The organism is Picosynechococcus sp. NKBG042902 (genome assembly GCF_963864045.1).
In the GTDB taxonomy this organism is placed as follows: Bacteria; Cyanobacteriota; Cyanobacteriia; order Cyanobacteriales; family MRBY01; genus MRBY01.
The window spans coordinates 161,658-187,235 of the sequence record NZ_CAWLTV010000074.1; the positions used below are offsets into that span (position 1 = coordinate 161,658).

Sequence of the window (25,578 nt, forward strand, 5' to 3'; positions counted from 1 at the left end):
GTAATTTTCTATTGACTAAATTAGGAGGTTTTTCATGAGTGCTTCGATTGTGGAGTTGATGGACCAGTTACCCGAAAAAAATCTCACGACCATGCTTTTAAATGGTCTGGATTTTGTGGTGCCTGGGGAATGGACGAACATTGTTGGCTTCGACAATATGGTTAAAGCGGTGACGCGGGAGACCGACCCGGCAATTATCCAAGCGGTGCGCGATCGCGCCATTGTCCTCTACAGCGACAAATCCCAGGGTTATCAGCGGGCGATGTGGATCTACCAAACCGTTGACCAGGCGGATAAAGCATTGGCGGCGGCGGCCCTGGCGAATAAAGTGGGCGACAAAATTCCCTTGGTAGGTGGCTTGATGCAGAAAGTGACCCCCAATGCTGATAAGGCCCAGGCGATTGATTTGTGTCTAAAGCTGGTCGCCGAAATTACCTGTTTTTGTCAGATTAATGGCATTCCGGGGGATAGTCTGGGGGATTTCATGAAGGCGATCGCCGACTATAGTGGCGAAGAATTGATGCGGATCGCCACCCTGATTTGTGTGGATGGTTTAATTCCCCTGGGGCCAGATTTCCTCCAAAAAATTGACCGCACCTTAAATAATCTTTCGGCGGGAGAACTCAGCAATAATCCGGCCTTTGGTCGTGTCGGAGAATTCTTGCCGGGTGGGAATCCTGCGGGGAAATTGGCCTTTATTAACCGCAGTTTTAGCTCCATGCAGGGCTGGATGAGCGGCTTTGTGAGCGCCCGTGGTTTGACCCCCGAAAAAATCATGGATCATATCCAAGGGTTTGTGGAAGTTTCCGATAACAAGCTCGATTATGTGGCGGCCTTCTTGGATCTCAGTACCAACTATTACGAACACACAGGCACCCAAACCGTTGCCCGGCGGCTCATTGACCGCGCCTACGGAGAAATCTAAAACCAGCCATTACCAGGCAAATTTTGATAATCTGCTAGTTTAAGGGAGGAAAATCACCTCTCTTTTTTATTGTGTTGTGGGAAAGCCAAAAGCCATGATGAAGCCGAAAAATTCCTGGTGGCGATCGCCAAAAATTTTATGGATTAAACTTTGTCTGATTGGCAGCTTACTGATCGGTTGTGCCCCCGTTGTGCCCCCGGCAGAAAGCAATCCCCGCACCTTTGCCCCCCTGAGCGTAGAATTCCTAGACGAATATTGGTTACCCAAAACAGAGTTTCAAGGGACAACGGTCGGCGGCCTATCGGCTCTCTATTACGATGCCCAGACCGGTGATTATTATGCCCTGAGTGATGACCGCTCCCAGTTTGCTCCGGCCCGCTTTTATACCTTCGATCTGACAATCGATGAAACCGGAGCCATTCCCCAAATCCAGCAGCTCAACCTCAAGGAAATGACGTCTTTAACCACCCCTGACGGTGAAACTTTTGCCCCAGGGAGCCTTGACCCAGAAGGATTGGTGCTCTCGCCCCGCAATACATTATTTATTTCCAGCGAGGGGGATACCGACGCCGCCATTGATCCGTTTGTGAAAGAGTTTGACCGCGAAGGGCGCGAATTAACCTCCCTCAGAATTCCCCAACGTTTTCTAACAGGCGATCGCCAGCGGGGTGTGCGCAATAATTTAGGATTTGAATCCTTGGCCATTTCTGCCCCTTCCCAAGCCGCCGTTGACCCTTTTCGGATCTTTGTCGCTCCAGAATCATCCCTTCATCAAGACACGCGTTCTGATAATGTGGGTGCGCCCATCCGTCTACTGCATTACGTCATCAATCCCATCGGCGAACCTGTGTTAATTGCCGAGCATCTCTATCCTTTAGAACCTGCGCCCCAAGGAACCTTTTCCAATGGCCTTGTGGAAATGATTGCCCTCCCCCAGGAAGGTTATTTTCTCAGCCTGGAGCGCAGCTATGGCCTTGGAGGGGTTGGTGCGAAACTGTTCCAGGTGGCCATTGGCAATGCCACCGACACTGCCCGCATCGAATCCCTTGCCGGAAATCCAGAGACCGTTGTCCCCATGCAGAAAACCCTATTGCTGGATCTGCGACAGTTGGGGATTGGTCTCGATAACCTAGAAGGTATGACCCTAGGGCCACAGCTTGTCGATGGCAGCCAAAGTTTACTATTGATCAGCGATGATAATTTCAGTACCGATCAGGTAAATCAGCTCTTGCTCTTTCGCTTGAGTAATTCGGCGGCTAAAGTCACATCAAAATAAGGCCAAGTCCCCACCTCTCCGGCTAGCACCGTAAAGGGTTGATCCGGTTCCCCTAGATCACTGAGTACCAGGTCAGCTCCTGTAAAATCTTGGTTAGCGGTGTAGTTATTCACTGTGACAACGGTGGTGAGGCCCGCATCCCGTGACGAAAGCCAGCCATTACCAGAATCTTCAAAGGCGACACATTGCTCGGCCCGGAGATTCATTTTTTCGAGGGCATAGAAAAAGATATCGGGGGCCGGTTTTTTCTGGGGGACCATGTCGCCAGCGGCAATAACCTCAAACCAATCCATGGCATCGGGGGCGAGGGAATGGGTCAATAGGGCAGTGACATTGGCTGGGGTAGTGGTGGTGGCGATCGCCAAACGAATGCCTTGATCCCGTGCTTCTTTGATCAGTCGTCTAACGCCGGGGCGTAGTGGTAAAACTTCATTGGCTAACAAATCGCAGTAATGCTGGGTTTTGCGGGCATGGAGATCCTTGATAAAAGCAGTCAGATCACCGACCGATGGCATTTGTGGCTGCCAAGATTCAATGTAAAAACGAATTCTTTCTTTACCCCCCGTCACCTTCAGGAGCTGACCGTAAAGATCCACCGACCAATCCCAGGGCAAACCGACATCCGCAAAGGCGCGGTTAAAAGCAACGCGGTGGGCATCCTTTTCTGTATTGGCCAGGGTGCCATCCACATCAAAAATCAGGGCTTCTAGTTGTCCCATGTAAAACCTCAACTATTTTTATCGTCCCCACTGTACTGGGAAATTGTCTGCAATACTGAAAAGTTGCTTAATGCAAAAACAGCATTCTAAATCTCAAAAATTAAATAATCAAATCAATTGCCTTGGGGAAGCTCGGCAGAGGTAACTTGATTGGGGTTGGCGGCAACTTTAAGCCACAACATAAAAGTGCTACCGGGGAGAGCTTCGGTATGGGGTAAGCCAATGGTTGGGCTATATACTTCAATGTCCCCGGCCATTTTTCCCACAAGATCAGCGGCGATCGCCAACCCCAGCCCAGTACCTTCAATGGTGCTTTCCGCCTGCACTCCCCGATAATGCCGTTCAAAGACATGGGGCAAATCCGCTGGGGGGATACCGTAGCCCGTATCGTGGACGGCAATGGTGAGTTCCTGGGCCTGGGCTTCCACCTGCAAGAACACTTGTCCCCCGGATGGGGTATATTTCAGGGCATTTTCTAAGAGATTATTCAAAACTTCCATCAGGGCTGTGTGATTCCCTAAGACCCAAGGAGACGGTTCTGGCAACCCATAATTTAAAGTGATCCCCCGCTCGATGGCGATCGCCCCCAGGGAAGCGACGAGGGGAAGTACCACTTCTGCTACGGGTAACGGCTCTACGGAGAGGGAACGGTCTGGGGCAAAACTCGGTTCACCATTGGGCGGTAAAGCCAAACTTGGCCCTCCCTCCAACTGGGGAATTTGGGCCGTTAAGAGATCCACCTCTTCACTAAATTGGGTGAGCAATCCTTTCAGGCGATCGCTTTCCCGGACAATGCCTTCGGCGACCGGATAATTTTTCTCCGTCGGCAGTAGCCGCTTCAACAACAACTTACCGAAGGTACTGATCGCCATCGTTGGATTGCGGAGCTGATGTAAAAGATCATGGAAATGCTCTTGCTCTAGGGCCTGGAGATGTTGCTGCTGGGTGAGCCGTTCCGTTGCCCAACTCTTTTGCTGATCCAACACACAGGCCAGCACTAAACTTTCGGCGATCAATTCAATCTGGGCCACCTCCGGCGATCGCCAACCCCGATCCCGGCGTCCCGTCGCTAAAATTCCCAAAATCAAATCACCGTGCCACAGGGGAAATGCCCGAGCCGGTTCCCCCAACAAACCCACAAGATCATCCGGCAAAGCAGTCGCTTCCTCGCCCATCGAGACATCAAGCCATTCCTCTTGATCCGAAACCATCGTTGCCATCTCCGTTGACCCCTGCCTCCCCGCCGCCAGCAAACGATCGGGAAAGGCACTAATGGGTTGGAGCGTAATTTCTTGATTCTCTTGATCTGGCTGGGCCAAATAAACAATCCCCCACTCTGCCCCAACGCCTTGGGCTAACAATTGCAACTGCCCTTGGCACAGGGACAAATACTCTGGGCTAACTGGCAACAGTTGCGGTAATGTCGTCATGAATTTCATCCTCCCAAGCCGCAATCCCTAGGGGATATTTCCCAGGAAACCTTGATAAATCAGGGGTTTTGACAAAAAACTTAATTCTTTTTTACTTTTGGATTGATCGCCTACCTTCATTGGATTGTAGTAGATTTCTTAATACAAAAAATCCAACCCATCGCGAAAACCAGTCAATTTTCACTTGATTTTTTTCAATGGAGCCGATATACTTTGCTCGACATTCTGTAACTCCTGTTACAGCTGTTCTAAAAAAGTAAAGAAGAGGAGGTACTGGGTTGGCAAGAAAGCGTAAACGCAAGAGTCGGCGTCGGCAAGAAGGAAGAAAAATTTTAGAGATTGTCCCACAATATAATATCGAAAGCGGTGATGACAAACCCGTGACTGCAGCCCGCAAGCATATCGCTGCGAATGGGATTATGCCCCCAGCAGTCGTTGTAGTTAAGCGTAATGAGCATACCACTGATCGGTACTTTTGGGCAGAAAAAGGATTATTTGGTGCCCAATATGTAGAGGAGAATCACTTTTTATTCCCCAGTCTACGGGTGCTTTGTAGCAACGCCGATGAGGAAGTATCTGAAAAAGCGACTGTTTCTAGCAAAGCTTAAAGTTCCTTCAAAAATATATCACTTAACCTAACGTTTAGGTGATCTCTAATCCCCTTCTATCAATTTCAATACTCCCTAGTCCCACCCATTTTCGGGTCGGGGCTATTTTTGTCGCGTTTTTGCCATGGTGTTAATGGATAGCTTAATTGGTTTTGTTGGGAACATTTCCTAAGCTTCATGGAGCTGGTAAGGCATCACCTGACGCAGTTGGATCAACTCATCGCGGTGGGCGGTCACCGTAATTAATTGGGTAGGAGTCTCGGTAATCGGTGTTTGTGTGGTGATCTGTAAAATAACTTTTTCTACCTTCCCTGCCTTACGCCAGTAAAAGAGACCTGCCAAGGGAGCTAGGAGACAAATACCAAGGAAAGCAAAGCCAATATTGGGATAGAGCAGTGCTAAGACCAGGGCAATACAAACTAAACCGAGGGCTGCTAATAGGCTTAAAAAAACAGCAATAAAGCCACTGGGAGGAACAAAGCCTTCATAGGTGACAATATTATTCACACCATCAACGGTGGTAATCCGATAGGCTCGCTGTTCGAAGTAGGTTTGGAGACGCTCAAAGATGGATTCTTCAGGCTCTTTTGCCAATAGCTCTACTTGTTCGGTGCGATCTTTGATGGAAGCGCGAATGAAGAAAAACAGACCGACCATCAAGAGCAATGTAAGGAGGAGGGTCGAGGTGATTACGGATTGTTCTAACACGGTTTTTACAAGGAGGGCTTGAAGATTCACTGCATATAAATGTATATCGATCATGCTATATTTTGGAAAGTCTCCGGGAAAACCATGAAAAAAATTCGGGTTGTTCTAATTGAAGATCATGATTTAACGCGCATCGGGCTAAGAACTTCTCTACAACAATGTGCGGACATTGAACTTTTAGCAGAGGCGGCCAATGGAGCGGATGGATTGCGTTTGTTAGAAGAGATTCATCCTGATTTAGCGATTGTGGATATTGGTTTGCCTGAGCTTGATGGGATTGAGTTGACCCGGATTTTGAAACAGGAAAAGCTCAAGGATCAGTCCCACGAGGCGCAAACAAAGGTTTTGATTTTGACGTTGCAGGATGATGATGCAGCTGTTTTAGCAGCCTTTGCGGCAGGGGCTGATTCCTATTGTATGAAGGATATTACGTTTGATCACTTGGTAGAGGCGGTCAAAACGACAGACTCAGGCAACAGTTGGATTGATCCGGCGATCGCCCGCATTGTCCTCAATCAAGTGCAAGGGGGAGAATCCCTTTCTGGCTCTACAGTTACGATTCAAGCGACTTCCCCAGAAGATCAACAACTCCTAGAAAGCTGTCCCCTAACGGATCGAGAATTGGAAGTACTCCAATTGATTGTTGATGGTTGCAGCAACTCCGAAATTGCCGAGCATTTATTTATCACCGTGGGTACCGTTAAAACCCATGTCCGCAATATTCTCAATAAGCTTTGTGCCGATGACCGTACCCAGGCTGCTGTGCGTGCCCTTCGTTCTGGTCTGGTCGGTTAAAAAGCGCCTTGGCTAAAATTCATCAAATTATTCAAAATGTCGCAGTTGCAAACAGATAGGACTATCCGAGTCAAAAATTATGCTCTAAGTTTAGGATTTCATTTGGTGGGCATTGCCGATGCTACCGTGGACAATGCTCACAATCAACGGCAGTTACAAGCTTGGTTGGCGGCCGGGTATCAGGCGGAAATGGCCTGGATGGCTAACCCGAAACGCCAGGATATCCAAGCCTGTTTACCAGGGGTGCAGTCGGTCATTTGTGTGGCCCTCAACTATTACACACCCCATGCCCATTCTGAGGCACCAGGCGTAGGTAAGATTTCCCGGTACGGCTGGGGCCGAGATTACCATCGTGTCTTAGGCAAACGTCTAAAAGCTTTCTGCCAGTGGCTCACCAAAGAATTTCCGGAGAAACACCACCGTTTCTATGTGGATACCGGGCCTGTCCAGGATAAGGTTTGGGCAGAACGAGCTGGCCTCGGTTGGATTGCCAAAAATAGCAATGTCATTACCAGAGAGTACGGTAGTTGGGTCTTTTTGGGGGAAGTCCTCACCACCTTAGCTTTGACGCCGGATCAGCCCCATACAAAGCATTGTGGTACCTGTACCCGTTGTATCGAGGCTTGTCCAACCGGGGCGATCGCCGCCCCCTTTACCGTTGATGCGAACCGTTGCATCGCCTATCACACCATTGAAAATCGAGCCGAACAACTGCCCCCTCACATTGCTCCCCATCTACAGAATTGGGTGGCAGGTTGTGATATTTGCCAGGATGTCTGCCCCTGGAACCAGCGTTTTGCCCAACCCACCAATATTGAAGATTTTCAGCCTTATCCCAAACACCTTGCGCCAAAGTTAACCGAACTTGCCACTTTATCCGAAACAGAATGGGATCAAAGACTCACAGGATCGGCGCTGCGACGTATCAAGCCAGCCATGTGGCGACGCAATGCTCAGGCCAACCTCGACCATCAACCATAGAAAAAACCTCCCCCATAACATGGAGAAGGCGGAACAATATTTAAGCACACACAAATCAAATCAGAATCAAAGTTCCTACTGACCCATTTGTGCAGCGACTTCTGCGGCGAAGTCTTCTTCTTTTTTCTCAATGCCTTCGCCCAGGACGAACCGTTGGAAACGACGAATTTGGATATTTTCACCAATGGTGGCGATCGACTGCTTCACAAGCTCTTCAACCGTCATATTCTGATCACGGATGTAGGGCTGATCCATCAAAGAAAGCTCTTTTAGGCGCTTAGCAATGCGGCCTTCAACAATCTTTTCTTTGATATTATCGGGTTTACCGGCCAGGTCATCGCGACCCATTTCAATTTCGCGCTCTTTGTCAGCAATTTCAGTCGGAATGTCATCGACTTTCACATACTGAACATTAGGACAAGCAGCGATTTGCATCGCAATCCCTTTGGCCAGATCTTTGAAGATATCACCACGGGCAACGAAATCCGTTTCGCAGTTCACTTCTACGAGAACACCAATGCCACCACCGGTGTGAATATAGCTTTCGATCAGTCCTTCGGCTGCTACCCGACCTGCTTTTTTCTCAGCAGAGGTAATCCCTTTCTGACGGAGCCACTCAATCGCTTTAGTGATGTCCCCATTGGTTTCACCAAGCGCTTTTTTGCAATCCATCATCCCTGCGCCAGTTTTATCGCGCAGTTCCTTGACAAGCTTTGCAGAAATTTGTGCCATGTTGCTGTTCACCAAAAAATTATCAGGTCAATTCAAGAAGATATTACGCTTATTCAGACTCAGATGCATCGGTCTCATCGGCGTACTCATCGATTGCTTCATCGAAGTCTCCGTAGTCACCGTTATCATCAACGGGCTGACCGTGGCGACCGGCATAAATTGCATCGGCCAATTTACCCACAATCAATTTAATAGAACGAATTGCATCGTCGTTGGCCGGAATTGGCAAGTCAACGGTTTGGGGATCGCAGTTGGTATCTAGGAGAGAAACAATGGGAATCCCTAATTTTTGGCATTCTTGGATGGCATTGTGCTCCCGACGTTGGTCAATGATCACCACAATGTCAGGGATTTTGCGCATATTCTTAATGCCGCCGAGGTATTTTTGCAGCTTGTCCAGTTCGCGACGAAGCATGGAGGCTTCTTTTTTCGGACGGCGAGCAAGGTTACCGCTTTCTTCGAGGGCTTCTAATTCTTTGAGGCGCTCAACACGGGTCTTGATGGTTTCCCAGTTGGTGAGCATTCCCCCCAGCCAACGCTGGTTGATGTAGAAAGCACCACAGCGTTTTGCTTCTTGGGCAATGATGCCAGCGGCCTGACGTTTGGTGCCGACAAAAAGGACGTGCTTACCGTTTTCGGAAGCTTCCTTCATGTAGGTGTAGGCTTGTTCAACGAGTTGCGCAGTTTGAACCAGGTCAATGATGTGGACACCGTTACGGGATGTGTAGATGTAAGGTGCCATTCTGGGGTTCCAGCGGCGGGTTTGGTGCCCAAAGTGGACACCAGATTCTAGTAGCTCAGCGAGAGATACAACGGGCATATTCTGTTTACTCCTTTTCGGGTTAAACCTTCATCTGGGGACATTTCATCTGTGCGAAACACCCGAAAGAATCCCAGATGTGCGAGTTTTAAACAACCTTATCAGGGTAGCATAGCTCCGCATTTGAGGGGAGAGGTCTACGGAGAACAGGCTTGGGATGCGTGACAAAAACGACTTAAGGCGATCGCCAACAACCATCATTTCACCTAGCCTTGGTGTTTATATCGGAGGTTCCATGAAATAACGAAGGGGCACCCTTGGAATCATGGCCGTCGTTCCTGGGGGCGATCGCCAGAGAACTTCCCATAATGAAAGGTAACGTTACATTGCTTTTTGTTACAAAAAACCGTTTGAGTTTTCAGTTTTTCGGCGGAATTCAATTGATTTCAGCCATTGTGCCGTAATGATTTCAGGGAGTTTTAAATATTGTTAATGTCCCCCAACATCCTTGGAAAGTAGGCCCTATCATTTACATCAATGCTTTTTGCCCAATGGGTTTTAGAGCAGTCCTAAATCACTGGAAACCTTGCAAGCTGGTGATTCGCTCACAGCTTATCTATTTGAATACATCTATTTAGATAGAACCTTTATTACGTCGATTGTCTAGAGAGGAGAATCCTCATGGCAGTAAAGGTTGATAAGGATCCGGTACCAACTTCCTTTGAGAAGTGGGGAAAACCGGGTCACTTTGACCGAACTCTGGCACGGGGTCCAAAAACCACCACCTGGATTTGGAACCTCCATGCTGATGCACATGATTTCGATAGCCAAACAAGTGATCTCGAAGATATTTCGCGCAAAATCTTTAGCGCCCACTTCGGTCACCTTGCTGTAGTCTTTGTTTGGCTCAGCGGCATGTACTTCCATGGCGCAAAATTTTCTAACTATGAAGCTTGGTTAAATAACCCCACTGTTATTAAGCCAAGTGCACAAGTGGTTTGGCCCGTTGTGGGTCAAGGCATTCTGAACGGAGACGTCGGTGGCGGCTTCAGCGGTATTCAAATTACCTCTGGTCTGTTTTACCTCTGGCGTGCTGCTGGTTTTACCAACTCTTATCAGCTCTATGTGACTGCCATTGGCGGTCTTGTTATGGCAGCCCTTATGGTGTTTGCCGGTTGGTTCCACTACCATAAAGCAGCTCCGAAACTGGAATGGTTCCAGAATGCTGAAGCCATGATGAATCACCACCTATCTGTACTGTTAGGTTGTGGTTCTTTGGGCTGGACTGGTCACTTGATCCACGTTTCTTTGCCGGTAAACAAGCTCCTAGATTCTGGTGTGGCTGCAAAGGATATTCCCTTACCCCACGAGTTCTTTGATGCTTCGGTAATGGCAGAACTGTATCCCAGCTTTGCCCAGGGTCTGAAGCCTTTCTTCACTTTAGATTGGGCTGCATACTCTGATTTCTTAACCTTCAAGGGTGGCTTGAATCCCACTACTGGTAGCCTCTGGCTCTCCGATGTGGCTCACCACCATTTGGCGATCGCTGTTCTCTTCATCATCGCGGGTCACATGTACCGGACTGGTTTCGGTATTGGCCACAGCATGAAAGAGATCCTCGAAGCCCACAAAGGCCCTTTCACTGGCGAAGGTCACAAAGGTCTTTACGAAATTCTAACCACCTCTTGGCACGCTCAATTGGCGGTTAACCTCGCGCTGCTTGGTTCTTTAACCATCGTCATCGCGCACCACATGTATTCCATGCCTCCCTATCCTTACATGGCAACAGATTACGGCACCCAGCTGTCTCTGTTCACTCACCACACTTGGATTGGCGGCTTCCTCATTGTTGGTGCTGGTGCCCACGGCGCAATTTTCATGGTTCGCGATTACGACCCCGCTAAGAACGTTAACAACCTCTTAGACCGCGTAATTCGTCACCGTGACGCGATTATTTCTCACCTCAACTGGGTTTGTATTTTCCTCGGCTTCCATAGCTTTGGTCTCTACATTCACAATGACACCATGCGTGCGTTGGGTCGTCCCCAAGATATGTTCTCTGATTCTGCGATTCAGTTACAGCCTATCTTCGCGCAGTGGATTCAAAACATCCATACCCTTGCTCCCGGTGGCACCGCTCCCAATGCGATCGCCTCTGCGAGTCAAGTTTTCGGCGGTGATGTAGTGGCAATCGGTAACAAAGTTGCCCTGATGCCCATCACCCTCGGTACTGCTGACTTCATGGTTCACCATATCCATGCGTTTACCATCCACGTCACTGTACTTATTCTGCTGAAGGGTCTTCTCTATTCCCGCAGCTCCCGTCTCGTACCCGATAAGGGTCAACTGGGCTTCCGCTTCCCCTGTGACGGTCCTGGTCGTGGTGGTACTTGCCAAGTTTCTGGTTGGGACCACGTCTTCCTCGGACTGTTCTGGATGTATAACTCCCTCTCCATCGTAATTTTCCACTTTAGCTGGAAGATGCAATCCGATGTTTGGGGCACAATCCTCCCAGACGGTAGCGTATCCCACGTCACTGGTGGTAACTTTGCCACAAGCGCAATTACCATTAACGGCTGGCTCCGTGACTTCCTCTGGGCACAGTCTTCTCAGGTGATCAACTCCTACGGTTCTGCACTGTCGGCTTACGGCATCATGTTCCTGGCGGGTCACTTTGTGTTTGCCTTCAGTCTCATGTTCCTCTTCAGTGGACGTGGCTATTGGCAAGAACTCATCGAGTCCATCGTTTGGGCACACAATAAGCTCAAGTTGGCTCCTGCGATTCAACCCCGTGCTTTGAGCATCGTTCAAGGTCGTGCGGTTGGTGTTGCTCACTATCTCCTCGGTGGGATCGTGACAACCTGGGCCTTCTTCCTAGCGAGAAGCTTGTCCATCGGTTAACTCTGAAATGGTTTACCGATCGCCAATTTCAGGGGGAGTTGTAAGAGTTGTATTTCACTCGATTCACCTTCCCTCCCAATTGGCTCCTAGTATCTTTCCCTGCGGGAAAATACAGAGGTTACATTTGAAGACCTCACCCTCATTTGTTTAACGAGGAGAACCTCAAGCATAGTTATGGCAACTAAATTTCCAAAATTTAGCCAAGACCTTGCTCAAGATCCCACTACGCGTCGGATTTGGTACGGAATCGCTACAGCACATGATTTCGAGACCCACGACGGGATGACTGAGGAGAATCTTTACCAAAAGATCTTTGCTTCCCACTTCGGTCACCTCGCAATCATCTTCCTGTGGACTTCCGGCACCCTCTTCCACGTTGCTTGGCAAGGCAATTTCGAGCAGTGGATCAAAGATCCCCTGAACGTCCGTCCCATCGCCCATGCGATCTGGGATCCCCACTTTGGTCAAGGCGCAATTGATGCCTTTACCCAAGCGGGCGCTTCTAACCCTGTAAACATTGCATATTCTGGGGTTTACCATTGGTTCTACACCATTGGGATGACCACCAATGCTGACCTCTACCAAGGCGCAGTATTCCTTCTGATCCTCTCTTCTCTGTTTTTGTTCGCAGGCTGGCTGCACTTGCAACCCAAGTTCCGTCCTAGTCTTGCGTGGTTCAAGGATGCTGAATCTCGCCTCAACCACCACTTAGCTGGTTTGTTTGGTGTCAGTTCTTTGGCTTGGACAGGTCACCTGGTACACGTTGCAATTCCTGAGTCTCGCGGTGTTCATGTTGGCTGGGATAACTTCCTTTCTGTGAAGCCTCACCCCGCTGGTTTGATGCCCTTCTTCACTGGGAACTGGGGTGTGTATGCGCAAAACCCTGATACTGCGGGTCATGTGTTTGGCACATCCCAAGGTGCAGGTACTGCGATTCTGACCTTCCTTGGTGGTTTCCACCCCCAAACGGAGTCTCTCTGGTTGACTGATATTGCCCACCACCACTTGGCGATCGCCGTGCTGTTTATCATCGCGGGTCACATGTATCGCACCAAGTTCGGGATTGGTCACAGCATCAAGGAGATCCTCAATGCCCACCAGCCCCCCAGTGGTAAGCTTGGTGCCGGTCACAAAGGTCTTTACGATACCGTTAACAACTCCCTCCACTTCCAGTTGGGTCTGGCGCTTGCATCCTTGGGTGTAATCACCTCCTTGGTTGCACAGCACATGTACTCTCTGCCTTCCTACGCGTTCATCGCCAAGGATTACACTACCCAGGCAGCCCTGTACACCCACCACCAGTACATCGCTGGTTTCTTGATGGTCGGTGCGTTTGCCCACGGTGCGATCTTCTTCGTCCGTGACTACGATCCCGAAGCGAACAAAGACAACGTTCTTTATCGCATGCTGGAGCACAAGGAAGCCCTGATCTCCCACCTCAGCTGGGTATCTCTCTTCCTCGGTTTCCACACCCTCGGACTCTATGTCCACAACGATGTAGTAGTTGCCTTCGGTACCCCTGAAAAGCAAATCCTCATCGAACCTGTCTTTGCTCAGTTTGTCCAAGCGGCTTCTGGTAAAGCACTCTACGGCTTTGATGTACTTCTTTCCAACGCTGATAGCATCGCTTCTAATGCAAGTGCGGCTTATCTTCCCGGCTGGTTAGATGCCATCAATAGCGGTTCTAACTCTCTCTTCCTCAACATTGGTCCTGGTGACTTCCTCGTTCACCACGCGATCGCCCTCGGTCTCCACACCACCACTCTCATTCTTGTGAAAGGTGCGTTGGATGCCCGTGGTTCTAAGCTGATGCCCGATAAGAAAGACTTCGGCTACAGCTTCCCCTGTGATGGCCCCGGTCGTGGCGGTACTTGTGATATCTCCGCTTGGGATGCCTTCTACCTCGCAATGTTCTGGATGCTGAACACCCTGGGCTGGTTGACCTTTTACTGGCACTGGAAGCACCTCGGCATTTGGCAAGGTAACGTTGCTCAGTTCAACGAAAACTCCACCTACCTGATGGGCTGGTTCCGTGACTACCTCTGGGCGAACTCCGCACAGTTGATCAACGGCTACAACCCCTACGGTGTAAACAATCTCTCCGTCTGGGCTTGGATGTTCCTCTTCGGACACCTTGTTTGGGCAACTGGTTTCATGTTCCTCATCTCTTGGCGTGGTTACTGGCAAGAGCTGATCGAAACCATCGTTTGGGCCCACGAGCGCACTCCCCTGGCGAACATTGTTCGTTGGAAGGACAAGCCCGTTGCGCTCTCCATCGTTCAGGCTCGTTTGGTTGGTTTAGCTCACTTCACGGTGGGTTACGTCCTCACCTACGCGGCCTTCCTGATTGCCTCGACGTCAGGTAAGTTTGGTTAATTAAGTTCTTCTGAAAATTAACCTGCTAAAATCTCACCCCTTGTCTTTTAGGCAGGGGGTTTTTGCTTTGCGATGAAAAAAACCCTAGAACAATGGGCCAAATATCCTAGAAAAGGCGGAAATAGTTTGTTTCTGCACAAAGGAAGGAAAAAATAACGCTATGCTGGACACAAACTTGGCAAGCTTAGAATTTTTATGGCGAGTGAGAAAAAATCTGGGTTAGGAATGTTTGGGGGGGTCTACACCCCTTCTATTTTGACCATCCTTGGGGTGATCATGTATCTCCGGTTTGGTTGGGTTGTGGGTAATGCAGGATTGTTAGGCTCCCTCGCCATTGTTACCCTCGCCAATGCCATTACCTTTTTAACGGCCCTTTCGATTTGTGCGATCGCCACGGATAAGGTGGTTCGTGTGGGGGGCGCTTACTACATGATTAGTCGCTCTTTGGGACTAGAAACTGGAGGGGCGGTGGGAATCCCGTTGTATTTCGCCCAGGCCTTTTCGGTGGCCCTCTATACCATTGGTTTTGCAGAGAGTGTTGTCCAAGTTTTCGGCGGCTTAAATCAGCTTTATGTGGCTTTGATTGTGACAATTTTGGTGGGAGTTTTAGCCCTTACGTCCGCCAGCATTGCCATTAAAGCCCAGTACTTCATTATGGCAGCGATCGCCCTTTCTCTTGTTTCCCTGGTGCTGGGTCGCCCCTTGCCCGAAGCTGGAGATATTCTCCTATGGGGTTCTAGCGCTGAGGTGACAGTCCCCTTTTGGACGGTTTTCGCAGTATTTTTTCCGGCAGTTACGGGGATTATGTCTGGCGTAAATATGTCCGGTGATCTCAAGGATCCGATTAAAGCAATTCCCATTGGTACTCTGGCTGCCGTGGGTACTGGTTATGTGATCTATATGCTCATTCCGTTGCTGTTGGCCCAACGGGGAGATACAGCCAGCCTCATTGAGGATCCCCTGGTGATGCAACGCTTGTCTGTTTGGGGGCCAGCGATTTTATTGGGGGTCTGGGGAGCAACGCTCAGTAGCGCAATTGGGAGTATCCTCGGTGCCCCTAGGGTTTTACAAGCCCTCGCCCGGGATGGCGTGTTGCCGCCATGGTTAGGTTTTCTGGGATCTGGTAGTGGGTCGGAGGATGAGCCGCGTATTGGCACCATTGTCACCTTGGGGGTGGCGATCGCCGCTGTTTGTATTGGTGATCTCAACATCATTGCGCCGGTGTTGACGATGTTTTTCTTGACCACCTATCTTGTCCTCAATATTTCCGCCGGTATTGAAACGCTCCTCCAAAGTCCTTCCTTCCGACCGACCTTCCGGGTGCACTGGGCGCTTTCTCTGTTGGGGGCTGTGGGCTGCCTTGGGGTGATGTTTTTAATCAATGCGATCGCCACGGTCGTTGCAGCCTTGATCGTGACGATCATTTACTTCTGGCTACAGCGGCGGGAACTCCAAGTCACCTGGGGAGATGTTCGGCGTGGTTTGTGGATGGCCCTGATTAGTAAAGCGATTTATCAAGTGGCAGGGGCCGAAGATAGCAAAAACTGGCGGCCTCATCTCCTGGTGCTTTCTGGGGCGCCCCGAAAACGTTGGTCTTTAATCGAGCTAGCAGATGGTTTTAGTCATAATCGGGCCTTGATGACGGTGGCCACAGTGCTCCCCGAAGGTTCCCGTGACCCTGGTCAACAGGTAAAAATGGAAACCACAATCCGCGATTATTTAGCAAAACGGGGTGTAAAAGCCTTGGTACGTCTCAGTACCGCCGATGATCCCTTTGTTGGCGCCTTAAATTTAATTGAAACCTATGGCCTAGGGGACTTAACCCCTAACACGGTTTTGCTGGGCAGTACAGAATCACCCGAACGATTTGCTGCCTACTGTCATCTTTTGCAGCAGGTTCATATTGCCCAACGCAATATTATTATCTTCCATGAAAATCCAGAGCGGGTTTTTGGTCGTAAAAAACGGATTGATATCTGGTGGGGCGGGGTTCAGAGCAATGGCGGCTTAATGTTGATGCTGGCTTATTTGCTCCGTACCGATATCCGGTGGCGCAGTGCCCAGATTTACCTCAAGCTGGTGGTACAGGATGCCACAGCCGCCCAGGCCGCCCGTTTAAACCTAGAGTCCCTGATTAGTAGTGCCCGCATCAAAGCAGAACCAATGGTTATTATCGCTGGCGATCGCTCCTTTGAAGATATCCTGTACCAATCCTCTGCGAGTGCAGATCTTGTTTTCCTTGGCATGGCCCGCCCTCACGAGCCCGCCGATTTCCAGGATTATTACAAAAGCCTTTCCCAACGGGCCCAGAACTTACCAAGCACCGTGTTTGTTCTCGCCGCCCCAGATTTTGCCTTTGCAGAAGTGGTGGGCGCTCCCCGAAAAGTGGGCACTTAAATCTCTAAAAATAATTTCTTGGCTAGTTGCGTATTAACGACATATTCTCGAAAGAAAAATAGCTTTTGTGTGACATTCAAGCAACTTTGCCCCGACAATGGGAACAATTCTGACCAATAGCAAAATTCAGTATGTCTGAGCGGAAAATTACAGTATCTTTTTCAACGCTGCTGTTGATTGTCGGGGCAGTGCTATTGCTATTTTTACTCTGGCAATTACGTAGTCTACTGGTTGTGCTCATGATTGCTGTCGTCATTGCAGCGACCCTTGCACCAGTGATTACCATCGCTGAATCTTTCCGGGTGCCCCGCTGGCTGGCAGTGATCGGTGTGTACCTCGGCTTGATCTCAATTCTCACGGGGGTAGTTTTACTCATTGGCCCCACGGTAGTTGATCAAATTCAAAAGTTGATCCGAAAGCTACCCCTGTATTTAGAAATTGTTGGGGTTTTGGTTCAATCCTGGGCCGTGCGCTTGGGCATGACAGAGCCACAAGTTTTAGAACAATTGAACCGTCTTTTTGATTTGCAAGCGTTGACAGCCTGGGCTTTTCGTTCTTCCCAAGAGCTGTTGATTCGTTCCTACGGCATTACGCGGGGGGTCATTGGGGGCATTTTAAGCTTGATTCTAGCGTTTATGCTCTCTGGTTATATGCTCTCTGGTTCTGAAAAATTAATTAAAGGCTTTGTCAGTCTTTTTCCGGCTCCCTGGGATGAACAACTTCTGGAACAGGTACAGCCCATGAGCGAGCGGATGGGAAGTTATATTCAGGGTCGGATCGTGGTTTCGGGGATTCTCGGCATTGTCATTACCATTGGCCTAAGGCTGCTGGGGATTTCAGAATTAGCCCTCGGTTTGGGGGTGATCGCGGCGGTGACAAATTTAATTCCGTTTTTTGGGCCTGTGCTGGGTGCTGTGCCGGCTTTGATTGTGGCGATCGCCCAGGGAGGATGGACATTTTTATCCGTCCTACTGCTTTTTACCTTGATCCAAAACCTCGAAACCTATGTATTAGATCCGTTATTAGTCGGTTCTTCGGTCAAAGTGAACCCGCTTTATCAGTTGTTGGCGGTTTTGGGAGGGGCCCAGGTGCTGGGAATTTTAGGCGCGGTGATTGTGCCACCCTGGGTTGCGGGAGCCGCTGTACTGCTCGATAATCTTTACCTCAAAACAAAACCATTACCCGTGTCCCTCACCTCAACGGCGACTCCGTCCCTGTCCGACAGCCACAAATCTGAGAAAAATCAAGTCTAGGCAGCAATTATTTTGGCGTTCTCTGACAAATTTACTCTCCCTTGTTCTATTTTTAAAGTTTTGAAACGGAAAAATTGTTGAAATCTATGTAAATTAATGCTTTCAGCGATCCATATTGAGCAAAGAACGCTTAGAATAATGCAGGAAAACCTTGCAACAAGATAAGTTTGACCCGCAACAGTGCAAAATATCTCTTCTGGGATTCTTGTTTTGCCTGGTTTTTTTACCTATACTTCTCACAATATCTAAAATTCAGGAGATTTTTAATGAATAAAGGCGAATTAGTCGATTTAGTCGCTGAGAAAGCTGGTATCAGCAAAAAGCAGGCAGATTCTGTGATTAGTGCCACCGTAGAGGCAATCATGGAAACCGTTGCCAATGGTGACAAAGTAACCCTCGTCGGTTTTGGCTCCTTTGAACCCCGCCACCGCAAAGCGAGAGAAGGTCGCAATCCCAAGACCAACGAAAAAATGCAAATTCCAGCAACCACAGTGCCCGCATTTTCTGCTGGTAAACAGTTTAAGGAAATGGTTGCCCCTAAATAGAAGTTGGCTTTGGTCGGACAAACTAAAAATGTGTACGGAGGCTTAGATGGTCACAACGTTGACTCTCTGGGCTTTTTTATTTTTGACTGATCGGTATTACCGCGTTGTTAAGCCGCCAATAAACGCTTGAGGGTTATGGCCACTTGTTCTTGTTCTGGGATGCTGAGGTCGGGGAACATAGGCAAAGACAGCACCTGGTGAGAACATTGCTCAGCAATGGGAAATGCTCCGGATTGATAGCCAAAGGTTGCAAACACGGGCTGGAGATGTAGGGGTTTGGGATAGTACACCATCGCAATGATGCCCTTGGCTTGTAGCTGGCTACGGAGGGTATCGCGATCGCCGGCTTGAACGAGGATCGTGTATTGATTCCAGACATGGGTCCCACCAGGGGTTGCTTGGGGGAGTTGAATGCCTTCGATCCCAGCCAGCAATTCATGGTAACGGTGGGCGATCGCCTGGCGTTGTTGATTCCAAAGGTCGAGGTGACGCAATTTAACGGCGAGAATCGTGGCTTGCACTGCATCTAACCGACTATTTACTCCCAGCACTTCATGTTGGTAGCGGACTTTGGAACCATGTTCCCGGAGCATTTTGATCTGCCCATGGAGATCGGGATTGTTGGTCGTCACAGCACCACCATCGCCACAACCGCCTAAATTTTTCGTCGGAAAAAAGCTAAAACAGCCAGCATCTCCCCAGGCTCCCACCTGGCGATCTCCCCATTTTGCTCCCGTGGCCTGGGCACAATCTTCAACGATAAGCAGGCTATGTTTTTGGGCTATTTCCCCAAGATGGGTCATATCCACAGGTTGTCCAAATAAATGAACGGGGATCACGGCCTTGGTACGGGGAGTAATGGCCGCTTCTAATTGATCGAGGTCGAGGTTGAAGGTTGCGGCGGTAATATCAACAAAGACAGGGGTTGCGCCACACATGGCAATGGCTTCTGCGGTGGCGATAAAAGTAAAAGTAGAGGTGATCACCTCATCGCCAACGCCAATCCCAAGGGCTTTTAGGGCCAGGTAAAGGGCATCGGTGCCGGAGTTGCAGCCGATGGTAAAGTCAACCTGGTGATAAGCGGCAAAATGTTTTTCGAATTCGCTTACTGCTGTCCCCCCGATGTAACGACCGGAACTGAGCACTTCCAAGACGGCGGCATTGGTTTCATCGGCAATGGTTGCATACTGGCGCCCTAGATCAACGGGAGGAATTTGGCTCATGGGTGACGGTGATTTTTTGGGTAGGAATTCGCATAAAAGCGTAAATATAAATGTTATAGGTTATGGGAGTGAAAAAAAAAGCGCATGGGTGAATTTATTGCCTTAGATCCGGGAGATTTGGGCTGGGCGTTGGGACTAATTGCCTTGGCGATCGCCCTGGCCCGGTGGCAAAAGTTGGGGCTAGAGGGGCAGCTTTTACTCGCAACAGGACGGACAATTTTGCAATTGTTGGTGGTGGGCTATGCCCTGGAAATGGTCTTTGCCTTGGCGCACCCATTGGCGGTGTTAGGGATTGTTTTGGTGATGTTGACCATTGCGGCGATCGCCGCGAAAAATCGGATTAATGATCGGGTTAAATTGCCATTGATCTGGGGATCAATTTTTATCAGTTTCAGTGTGCCGTTGGCGTATACCCTACTGGTGATTGTGCAGCCAGAAACTTGGTATGACCCCCAGTATTTGATTCCGTTGGCAGGGATGGTCTTGGGGAATGCGATGAATAGTGCTTCCCTGGCGGGAGAACGGCTCAGCAGTCGGATTAAAACCAGTCGTTTGGAAATCGAAACCCAGCTTTGTCTCGGTGCAACCCCCAAACAGGCGATCGCCAGCTACCGTACCGAAGCGATCCGCGCCAGCCTAATCCCGACGATCAATTCTATGATGGTAGTAGGTTTAGTGAGTTTGCCGGGGATGTTTACGGGGCAAGTCTTATCGGGCATTGATCCACTTAATGCTGCCTCCTATCAAATTTTGATTCTCTTTTTGATTGTGACCATTAACCTCATCTGTACTTCCCTGGTGACTGAGGGCCTTTATCGGCAATTTTTTAACCCCACTGCCCAGCTCACCCTCTAAGTTTTGCTCCTTGCCAATCCTTGCTAGACTGAATTTCCATATTTGCCGCGATCCATCTCTCACGGAAAAACGACCATGTTTGCTGCTGCCGCTGCCCGCCCGACAACACCCGCCATTCCCCAAGACCTCTTTGGGGCGATCGCCGATCTCAAACAAGACCTCAACGCCATCATCCTCGCCCACTACTATCAAGAAAACGACATCCAAGACATTGCCGACTACATTGGTGATTCCTTGGGATTAGCCCGCCAAGCCGCCCAAACCGATGCCGAAGTGATTGTCTTCGCTGGGGTACATTTCATGGCAGAAACCGCAAAAATCCTTAACCCCAATAAACTTGTGCTTCTGCCCGATCTCGATGCCGGTTGTTCCCTCGCCGACAGTTGCCCCCCCGCCGAATTCGCCCAATTTAAAGCCAAGCACCCAGACCACATCGTCATCTCTTATATCAACTGCACCGCCGAGATCAAAGCGATGAGCGACATCATCTGCACCAGCTCCAACGCCGTCAAAATCGTCAACCAAATTCCCGCCGACCAACCGATCATTTTTGCCCCCGATAAAAACCTCGGTCGTTACGTGAGTGAACAAACCGGACGGGATCTCCTCCTCTGGCAGGGCAGTTGCATTGTCCACGAAACCTTTTCCGAAAAACGTATCATCGAACTCAAACTCGAACACCCCGACGCGGAGGTGCTCGCTCACCCTGAGTGTGAAACTCCTGTGTTAAATCATGCTGACTTTATCGGCTCCACAACCGCCCTACTAAAACGCTCCCAAGAGAGTGCCAGCCAGACTTTCATTGTCGCCACCGAACCGGGCATCATCCATCAAATGGAAAAGGCCAGCCCCAGTAAAACTTTTATCCCGGCCCCTTCTACCAGTAACTGTGCCTGCAATGAATGCCCCCATATGCGCCTTAACACCCTAGAAAAACTTTATTTGGCCATGAAACATAAAGCCCCGGAAATCACTCTTAGCCCCGACATTGCGACGGCGGCCTTGAAACCGATTCAGAAAATGCTAGAGATGAGTGTCTAGAACAAAGGCGTTAGTCGCGGCAAAATAGACGGTAGCAAATTGACAAAAATCCTTTAGAGTAAATTACATTCCCTATCTGGGAAGTAAAACATTTGTAAATCTGTGTAAGTCAAGCAAAAAGATTGCCCATTCCCTTGCTATAAATTGGAATGATAGTAATGGGATGTACTTTCTTAGAGAATCGTGGTTTTTCCCCGATTTTTACGCAAAGATAATGAAGTGATTGGCCCCCTTGTCCCGGAATTTTCCAAGAAACCTATGAGTATTGATCAAATTGTTGAACAAGCCCTAAAAGACGGCTATCTCACCCCGAGCATGGAAGCGGAAGTTGGACGCATTTGCGATATGTCCTCTGAGCTTTCCATTGAGGAATATATGGCGCTAGATCGCCTCATGGGGGCTTTACTCACGGGGGAAGTGATTGCTGTCCCCCGGAAACAATTCATCAATGTCATGGAGGAGCTAGTCATTAGCCGCTCCATTGCCCGGGTCGCTGAGATCGAGGCGAGTAGCACCCAGAGTTTGGATGTGGGGGATATTGCGGCCTATGCCCTAAACCGTTTGCCACCGCTCTACGCAACGACGGAAGAGGGAGCGAACTATCAGCGTCAAAAGGCCCGTGAGGAATTGCAGGGTTTAATTAATGAACAGGTGGATGCAGCCCTGTCTCGTTATCTAGACCGACCGGACTTTTTCCCTGAGCGCCAGGCGATCGCCTCTCCGAACCAAGACAAGAGCATGTTAGCCCAGGTTAGTAAGCTCCTGGAAGGCTATGCACCGGGCTTTGAACAGGAAGAGAATGTGTTTTCCTAGGACTGGGGGCTGACACTTAGAGCTAGGGCTGGAACTTTTTTCTGGGCCGTAGGGTCTCTACAAGAAGAAGTCCCGTTATGAGTTCTTTGTGAAGAGAGCATGAACCGATCCCTTTCTATCCCCATTCCTTCCCAGCAGGGAGTCGTTCCCAAAAGTGGTGTGTCTCCGGAAAAACTCTCTAACTATGATTTAATTCTCCGTTGCCAGGCGGGTAGTAAGCCTGAGCGGGCTGCTTTCGTGGAATTATTAAAACGTTACCAGTCCCATGTGGATCGGCTCCTCTACCACCTCGCTCCGGATTGGCAGGATCGGTCCGATTTATCCCAGGAAGTTTGGATTCGGGTTTATCGCAATCTTCAGCGTTTGAATGATCCCCAAAAATTTAAGGGTTGGCTGAGTCGAATTATTACAAACCTCTTCTATGACGAGCTACGCAAACGTAAACGGGTTCGTCGTCCCCTCTCGTTGGACAATCCGTTTCAGACCCAGGATGGAGAAGTGGCTTGGGATGTGGCTTCTGATGATCCCAGCCCCGATGATGATCTGGCAACCCAGGAATTTTACGAACATTTACGGGAGGCGATCGCCGAACTACCAGAAGTCTTTCGCACAACAATCGTGCTGCGGGAAATTGAAGGGCTCGCCTATGAAGAAATTGCGGAAATCACCGGGGTTTCTCTCGGCACCGTCAAGTCAAGGATCGCCCGGGCCCGGGCCAAGTTACAGGAAATGCTCCAGCCCTATTTGGCAGACTAGATAATGAAAGCTTTTCTCAGCGGCAAACCGATGGCGATCGCCGAAGAGGGGGTGACCTAGAAATGAAAAAAAACCACACTTCTCACCAACACCACACCGATTCTGAAACTCCTATGGGCCACAATTTTGAGCAGTTCCAGCGCCTGAGCGCCTATTTTGATGGGGAGGCCACCCCAGCAGAACGCAAGGAAATTCAGCACCTCCTGGATACTGACCCCCAGGTCAAACAGCAATATCAACAGCTACGGCAGCTCAAACAAGCGCTACAGTTGCTGCCCATTCCCACCAGCATTTCGGCCCAATATCTCGGTCAACGGGTATTGGCGCGGTTGCGTCGTTCCCAGTTACGCACCCTTTCCCTCTGGGGCAGTGGGGCGATCGCCGCTCTCTTTGTGGCTGGGATTATGGGTCAGATGCCGCGCCTTAACCTTGATCGCTTTGCTAAAAATGACCCCGATCAGCAACCCACCGCTGCCCTAGTCGAAACCTCTCCCCAGGGAGAAGAAGCCCTTGTGGTCGCTCTAAATCGCCCGGTTTTACAAATTCCCAAACTGGCCACCACAGAGTCGCCCTAATGTTTCGGCTGATGTTAAGTTTTGCCCACATCATCCATGGTGAGTGTCTCGCCGTGGATTTTTGTTTGGGGGGAATTTCGATGTAAAAAAAGCATTATTTTTTTCTTTTTTCCATCACAAAACCAGGATTCTGTCTTCTGATAGACAGACAACACAAAAAATAAACATGACCATAAAAAGTTTTTACTTTAACCCCTTGGCAGGTTGTAACAAAAATTCATATAATCGGAGGCGAACGCAATAATAAGTATTTTTTCCTAGTCCTATGGATAGCTTGCAAATCCCGTGGCTCACTACGGCGATCGCCTTTCCGCTTTTGGCCGCCCTTGTCATTCCCCTTATCCCCGACAAAGAAGGTAAAACCATCCGCTGGTATACCCTAGGCGTTGCCCTCACCGATTTTGCCCTTTTAGTCACTGCTTTTTGGCAAAACTACGATCTCGGTCGCACAGAATTTCAGCTCACTGAAAATTTTGCATGGATTCCCCAATTGGGGTTGAACTGGTCCCTAGGCGTTGACGGTTTGTCAATGCCTTTAATTATTTTGGCGATCCTGATCACTACCTTAGCGACCCTCGCGGCCTGGAACGTCACCAAGAAGCCGAAACTCTTTGCGGGCCTCATCCTCGTGATGCTGAGTGCGCAAATCGGTGTTTTTGCCGTCCAGGATTTGCTGCTGTTCTTTATTATGTGGGAATTAGAGCTAGTTCCTGTGTATTTGCTCATTTCCATTTGGGGCGGAAAAAAACGCCTCTATGCGGCCACTAAATTTATTCTCTACACGGCCCTAGGTTCTGTTTTCATCCTCGCGTCTACCTTAGCCCTTGCTTTCTATGGCGGTGACGTGACCTTTGATATGCAAGCCTTGGGATTAAAGGATTATCCGCTAGCGTTAGAATTACTGGCCTATGCTGGATTTCTCATTGGCTTTGGCGTTAAATTACCTATCTTCCCCCTCCATACTTGGCTACCGGATGCCCATAGTGAAGCGTCTGCGCCGGTCTCCATGATCCTTGCTGGTGTGCTCTTAAAAATGGGTGGCTATGGTTTGATTCGGTTAAACATGGAAATGTTGCCGGATGCCCATATTCGTTTTGCTCCCCTGCTGATTGTTCTAGGGATTGTCAACATTGTTTATGGGGCGCTGACCGCCTTTGGACAGACCAACTTAAAGCGACGTTTGGCTTCGTCTTCTATCTCCCACATGGGTTTTGTCCTCGTTGGGATTGCTTCATTCACCGATTTGGGAATGAATGGTGCCGTGTTACAGATGTTGTCCCATGGTTTCATTGCGGCGGCCCTGTTCTTCCTGTCTGGGGTCACCTATGAACGAACCCATACTTTAATGATGGACGAAATGAGCGGTATTGCGCGGTTGATGCCCAAAACCTTTGCGATGTTTACGGCGGCGGCGATGGCGTCTTTGGCACTGCCAGGGATGAGTGGTTTCGTCAGTGAACTGACTGTCTTCCTCGGTTTAAGCAATAGTGATGCCTATAGCTATGGCTTTAAGGCGATCGCCATTTTCTTAACGGCGGTTGGGGTGATTTTAACGCCCATTTACCTGCTTTCAATGCTACGGGAAGTATTCTACGGCAAAGGCTCCCAGGCTACACTCAGCCTTGCGGCTGGGGAAGATGCCAAACCGCGGGAAATCTTTGTGGCAGTTTGTTTGCTGGCCCCGATTATTGCCATTGGCCTTTATCCAAAACTGGCAACGACTACCTATGATCTCAAAACCGTTGAGGTCGCCTCGAAGGTACGGGCCGCTTTACCGTTGTATGCAGAGCAACTCCCCCAAAGTGGCGATCGCCAAGCACAAATGGGTTTAAGCTCGCAAATGCCGGCCCTGATTGCTCCTCGTTTTTAGCAATCATTGGATGCTTTCCATTGATAAGCTCCTTGGGGG

Annotated in this window: 22 protein-coding genes; 16 read left to right on the top strand and 6 right to left on the bottom strand. The window is 49.5% G+C overall.

The window, feature by feature from the left end:
- Positions 1-34: 34 nt before the first annotated feature.
- Together AACR41_RS12760 and AACR41_RS12765 are read left to right on the top strand one after the other, a co-directional pair.
- Complete coding sequence (locus AACR41_RS12760; RefSeq protein WP_012307561.1) at positions 35-925, top strand: hypothetical protein; 891 nt, start codon at positions 35-37, stop codon at positions 923-925.
- 94 nt (positions 926-1,019) lie between these two features.
- A complete protein-coding gene (locus tag AACR41_RS12765) occupies positions 1,020-2,201 on the top strand; it encodes an esterase-like activity of phytase family protein (protein ID WP_030006449.1) in 1,182 nt (393 codons plus the stop codon).
- On the opposite strand, the gene AACR41_RS12770 is transcribed toward AACR41_RS12765, so the two are convergent.
- Both AACR41_RS12770 and AACR41_RS12775 read right to left on the bottom strand, forming a co-directional pair.
- Complete coding sequence (locus AACR41_RS12770) at positions 2,147-2,920, bottom strand: HAD family hydrolase (RefSeq protein WP_030006450.1); 774 nt, start codon at positions 2,918-2,920, stop codon at positions 2,147-2,149. The genes AACR41_RS12765 and AACR41_RS12770 overlap by 55 nt on opposite strands.
- Positions 2,921-3,033: 113 nt before the next feature.
- Positions 3,034-4,350 carry a sensor histidine kinase gene (locus tag AACR41_RS12775; RefSeq protein ID WP_030006451.1) on the bottom strand — a complete coding sequence of 439 codons (1,317 nt, stop codon included), beginning with the start codon at positions 4,348-4,350 and terminating at the stop codon, positions 3,034-3,036.
- Between the two features lie 278 nt (positions 4,351-4,628).
- Here AACR41_RS12775 and AACR41_RS12780 point away from each other — a divergent pair, with 278 nt between their 5' ends.
- Positions 4,629-4,958 (top strand): DUF3155 domain-containing protein, encoded by a 330-nt coding sequence (locus AACR41_RS12780; protein WP_030006452.1) that lies wholly within the window; start codon positions 4,629-4,631, stop codon positions 4,956-4,958.
- Between the two features lie 168 nt (positions 4,959-5,126).
- On the opposite strand, the gene AACR41_RS12785 is transcribed toward AACR41_RS12780, so the two are convergent.
- Positions 5,127-5,666: a cofactor assembly of complex C subunit B gene (locus AACR41_RS12785; protein WP_232308889.1), complete on the bottom strand. Its 540-nt coding sequence runs from the start codon at positions 5,664-5,666 to the stop codon at positions 5,127-5,129.
- An 84-nt stretch (positions 5,667-5,750) separates the two neighbouring features.
- Between AACR41_RS12785 and AACR41_RS12790 the strand changes: the two genes are divergently transcribed.
- The gene (locus AACR41_RS12790; RefSeq protein ID WP_030006454.1) at positions 5,751-6,461 is read left to right on the top strand and encodes a response regulator transcription factor; all 711 of its coding nucleotides are present in this window, start codon (positions 5,751-5,753) and stop codon (positions 6,459-6,461) included.
- A gap of 36 nt (positions 6,462-6,497) precedes the next feature.
- Positions 6,498-7,442 carry a tRNA epoxyqueuosine(34) reductase QueG gene (gene queG / locus AACR41_RS12795; protein WP_030006455.1) on the top strand — a complete coding sequence of 315 codons (945 nt, stop codon included), beginning with the start codon at positions 6,498-6,500 and terminating at the stop codon, positions 7,440-7,442.
- 75 nt (positions 7,443-7,517) lie between these two features.
- On the opposite strand, the gene tsf is transcribed toward queG, so the two are convergent.
- Complete coding sequence (gene tsf, locus AACR41_RS12800) at positions 7,518-8,174, bottom strand: translation elongation factor Ts (RefSeq protein WP_012307568.1); 657 nt, start codon at positions 8,172-8,174, stop codon at positions 7,518-7,520.
- A 49-nt stretch (positions 8,175-8,223) separates the two neighbouring features.
- Positions 8,224-8,994 (bottom strand): 30S ribosomal protein S2, encoded by a 771-nt coding sequence (gene rpsB / locus AACR41_RS12805; protein ID WP_012307569.1) that lies wholly within the window; start codon positions 8,992-8,994, stop codon positions 8,224-8,226.
- Between the two features lie 621 nt (positions 8,995-9,615).
- Between rpsB and psaA the strand changes: the two genes are divergently transcribed.
- The 5 genes from psaA to AACR41_RS12830 all read left to right on the top strand — a co-directional run bounded on the left by psaA (position 9,616) and on the right by AACR41_RS12830 (position 18,406).
- Positions 9,616-11,835 (top strand): photosystem I core protein PsaA, encoded by a 2,220-nt coding sequence (psaA, locus tag AACR41_RS12810; protein WP_012307571.1) that lies wholly within the window; start codon positions 9,616-9,618, stop codon positions 11,833-11,835.
- A 174-nt stretch (positions 11,836-12,009) separates the two neighbouring features.
- Entirely contained in the window at positions 12,010-14,211 is a 2,202-nt protein-coding gene (psaB, locus tag AACR41_RS12815) for a photosystem I core protein PsaB (protein WP_012307572.1), read from the top strand.
- A gap of 195 nt (positions 14,212-14,406) precedes the next feature.
- Entirely contained in the window at positions 14,407-16,608 is a 2,202-nt protein-coding gene (locus tag AACR41_RS12820) for an amino acid permease (RefSeq protein WP_045441614.1), read from the top strand.
- Positions 16,609-16,739: 131 nt separating this feature from the next.
- A complete protein-coding gene (locus AACR41_RS12825; RefSeq protein WP_030006457.1) occupies positions 16,740-17,861 on the top strand; it encodes an AI-2E family transporter in 1,122 nt (373 codons plus the stop codon).
- A gap of 266 nt (positions 17,862-18,127) precedes the next feature.
- A complete protein-coding gene (locus AACR41_RS12830) occupies positions 18,128-18,406 on the top strand; it encodes an HU family DNA-binding protein (protein ID WP_012307575.1) in 279 nt (92 codons plus the stop codon).
- A 107-nt stretch (positions 18,407-18,513) separates the two neighbouring features.
- On the opposite strand, the gene AACR41_RS12835 is transcribed toward AACR41_RS12830, so the two are convergent.
- Positions 18,514-19,629, bottom strand: a complete 1,116-nt coding sequence (locus AACR41_RS12835; protein WP_030006458.1) for a DegT/DnrJ/EryC1/StrS family aminotransferase — start codon at positions 19,627-19,629, stop codon at positions 18,514-18,516.
- Between the two features lie 84 nt (positions 19,630-19,713).
- Between AACR41_RS12835 and AACR41_RS12840 the strand changes: the two genes are divergently transcribed.
- The 6 genes from AACR41_RS12840 to AACR41_RS12865 all read left to right on the top strand — a co-directional run bounded on the left by AACR41_RS12840 (position 19,714) and on the right by AACR41_RS12865 (position 25,539).
- Positions 19,714-20,484 (top strand): ABC transporter permease, encoded by a 771-nt coding sequence (locus AACR41_RS12840; protein ID WP_030006459.1) that lies wholly within the window; start codon positions 19,714-19,716, stop codon positions 20,482-20,484.
- Positions 20,485-20,559: 75 nt separating this feature from the next.
- Positions 20,560-21,525, top strand: a complete 966-nt coding sequence (nadA, locus tag AACR41_RS12845; RefSeq protein WP_030006460.1) for a quinolinate synthase NadA — start codon at positions 20,560-20,562, stop codon at positions 21,523-21,525.
- A gap of 258 nt (positions 21,526-21,783) precedes the next feature.
- Entirely contained in the window at positions 21,784-22,338 is a 555-nt protein-coding gene (locus AACR41_RS12850) for a late competence development ComFB family protein (protein WP_030006461.1), read from the top strand.
- Between the two features lie 99 nt (positions 22,339-22,437).
- Positions 22,438-23,094: a sigma-70 family RNA polymerase sigma factor gene (locus AACR41_RS12855; protein WP_012307580.1), complete on the top strand. Its 657-nt coding sequence runs from the start codon at positions 22,438-22,440 to the stop codon at positions 23,092-23,094.
- 113 nt (positions 23,095-23,207) lie between these two features.
- Positions 23,208-23,669 (top strand): anti-sigma factor family protein, encoded by a 462-nt coding sequence (locus AACR41_RS12860; protein ID WP_045441648.1) that lies wholly within the window; start codon positions 23,208-23,210, stop codon positions 23,667-23,669.
- 265 nt (positions 23,670-23,934) lie between these two features.
- Positions 23,935-25,539, top strand: a complete 1,605-nt coding sequence (locus tag AACR41_RS12865; RefSeq protein WP_030006463.1) for an NAD(P)H-quinone oxidoreductase subunit 4 — start codon at positions 23,935-23,937, stop codon at positions 25,537-25,539.
- The last annotated feature ends 39 nt before the right edge of the window (positions 25,540-25,578 follow it).

Coding starts and splice junctions, on each gene's coding strand:
- AACR41_RS12835 (WP_030006458.1), bottom strand. CDS start 19,629: ATGAGCCAAATTCCTCCCGTTGATCTAGGGCGCCAGTATGCAACCATT.
- queG (WP_030006455.1), top strand. CDS start 6,498: ATGTCGCAGTTGCAAACAGATAGGACTATCCGAGTCAAAAATTATGCT.
- AACR41_RS12770 (WP_030006450.1), bottom strand. CDS start 2,920: ATGGGACAACTAGAAGCCCTGATTTTTGATGTGGATGGCACCCTGGCC.
- AACR41_RS12855 (WP_012307580.1), top strand. CDS start 22,438: ATGAACCGATCCCTTTCTATCCCCATTCCTTCCCAGCAGGGAGTCGTT.
- tsf (WP_012307568.1), bottom strand. CDS start 8,174: ATGGCACAAATTTCTGCAAAGCTTGTCAAGGAACTGCGCGATAAAACT.
- AACR41_RS12790 (WP_030006454.1), top strand. CDS start 5,751: ATGAAAAAAATTCGGGTTGTTCTAATTGAAGATCATGATTTAACGCGC.
- nadA (WP_030006460.1), top strand. CDS start 20,560: ATGTTTGCTGCTGCCGCTGCCCGCCCGACAACACCCGCCATTCCCCAA.
- AACR41_RS12765 (WP_030006449.1), top strand. CDS start 1,020: ATGATGAAGCCGAAAAATTCCTGGTGGCGATCGCCAAAAATTTTATGG.
- AACR41_RS12830 (WP_012307575.1), top strand. CDS start 18,128: ATGAATAAAGGCGAATTAGTCGATTTAGTCGCTGAGAAAGCTGGTATC.
- AACR41_RS12820 (WP_045441614.1), top strand. CDS start 14,407: ATGGCGAGTGAGAAAAAATCTGGGTTAGGAATGTTTGGGGGGGTCTAC.
- AACR41_RS12760 (WP_012307561.1), top strand. CDS start 35: ATGAGTGCTTCGATTGTGGAGTTGATGGACCAGTTACCCGAAAAAAAT.
- AACR41_RS12860 (WP_045441648.1), top strand. CDS start 23,208: ATGGGCCACAATTTTGAGCAGTTCCAGCGCCTGAGCGCCTATTTTGAT.
- AACR41_RS12840 (WP_030006459.1), top strand. CDS start 19,714: ATGGGTGAATTTATTGCCTTAGATCCGGGAGATTTGGGCTGGGCGTTG.
- psaB (WP_012307572.1), top strand. CDS start 12,010: ATGGCAACTAAATTTCCAAAATTTAGCCAAGACCTTGCTCAAGATCCC.
- AACR41_RS12775 (WP_030006451.1), bottom strand. CDS start 4,350: ATGACGACATTACCGCAACTGTTGCCAGTTAGCCCAGAGTATTTGTCC.
- AACR41_RS12825 (WP_030006457.1), top strand. CDS start 16,740: ATGTCTGAGCGGAAAATTACAGTATCTTTTTCAACGCTGCTGTTGATT.
- psaA (WP_012307571.1), top strand. CDS start 9,616: ATGGCAGTAAAGGTTGATAAGGATCCGGTACCAACTTCCTTTGAGAAG.
- rpsB (WP_012307569.1), bottom strand. CDS start 8,994: ATGCCCGTTGTATCTCTCGCTGAGCTACTAGAATCTGGTGTCCACTTT.
- AACR41_RS12850 (WP_030006461.1), top strand. CDS start 21,784: ATGAGTATTGATCAAATTGTTGAACAAGCCCTAAAAGACGGCTATCTC.
- AACR41_RS12865 (WP_030006463.1), top strand. CDS start 23,935: ATGGATAGCTTGCAAATCCCGTGGCTCACTACGGCGATCGCCTTTCCG.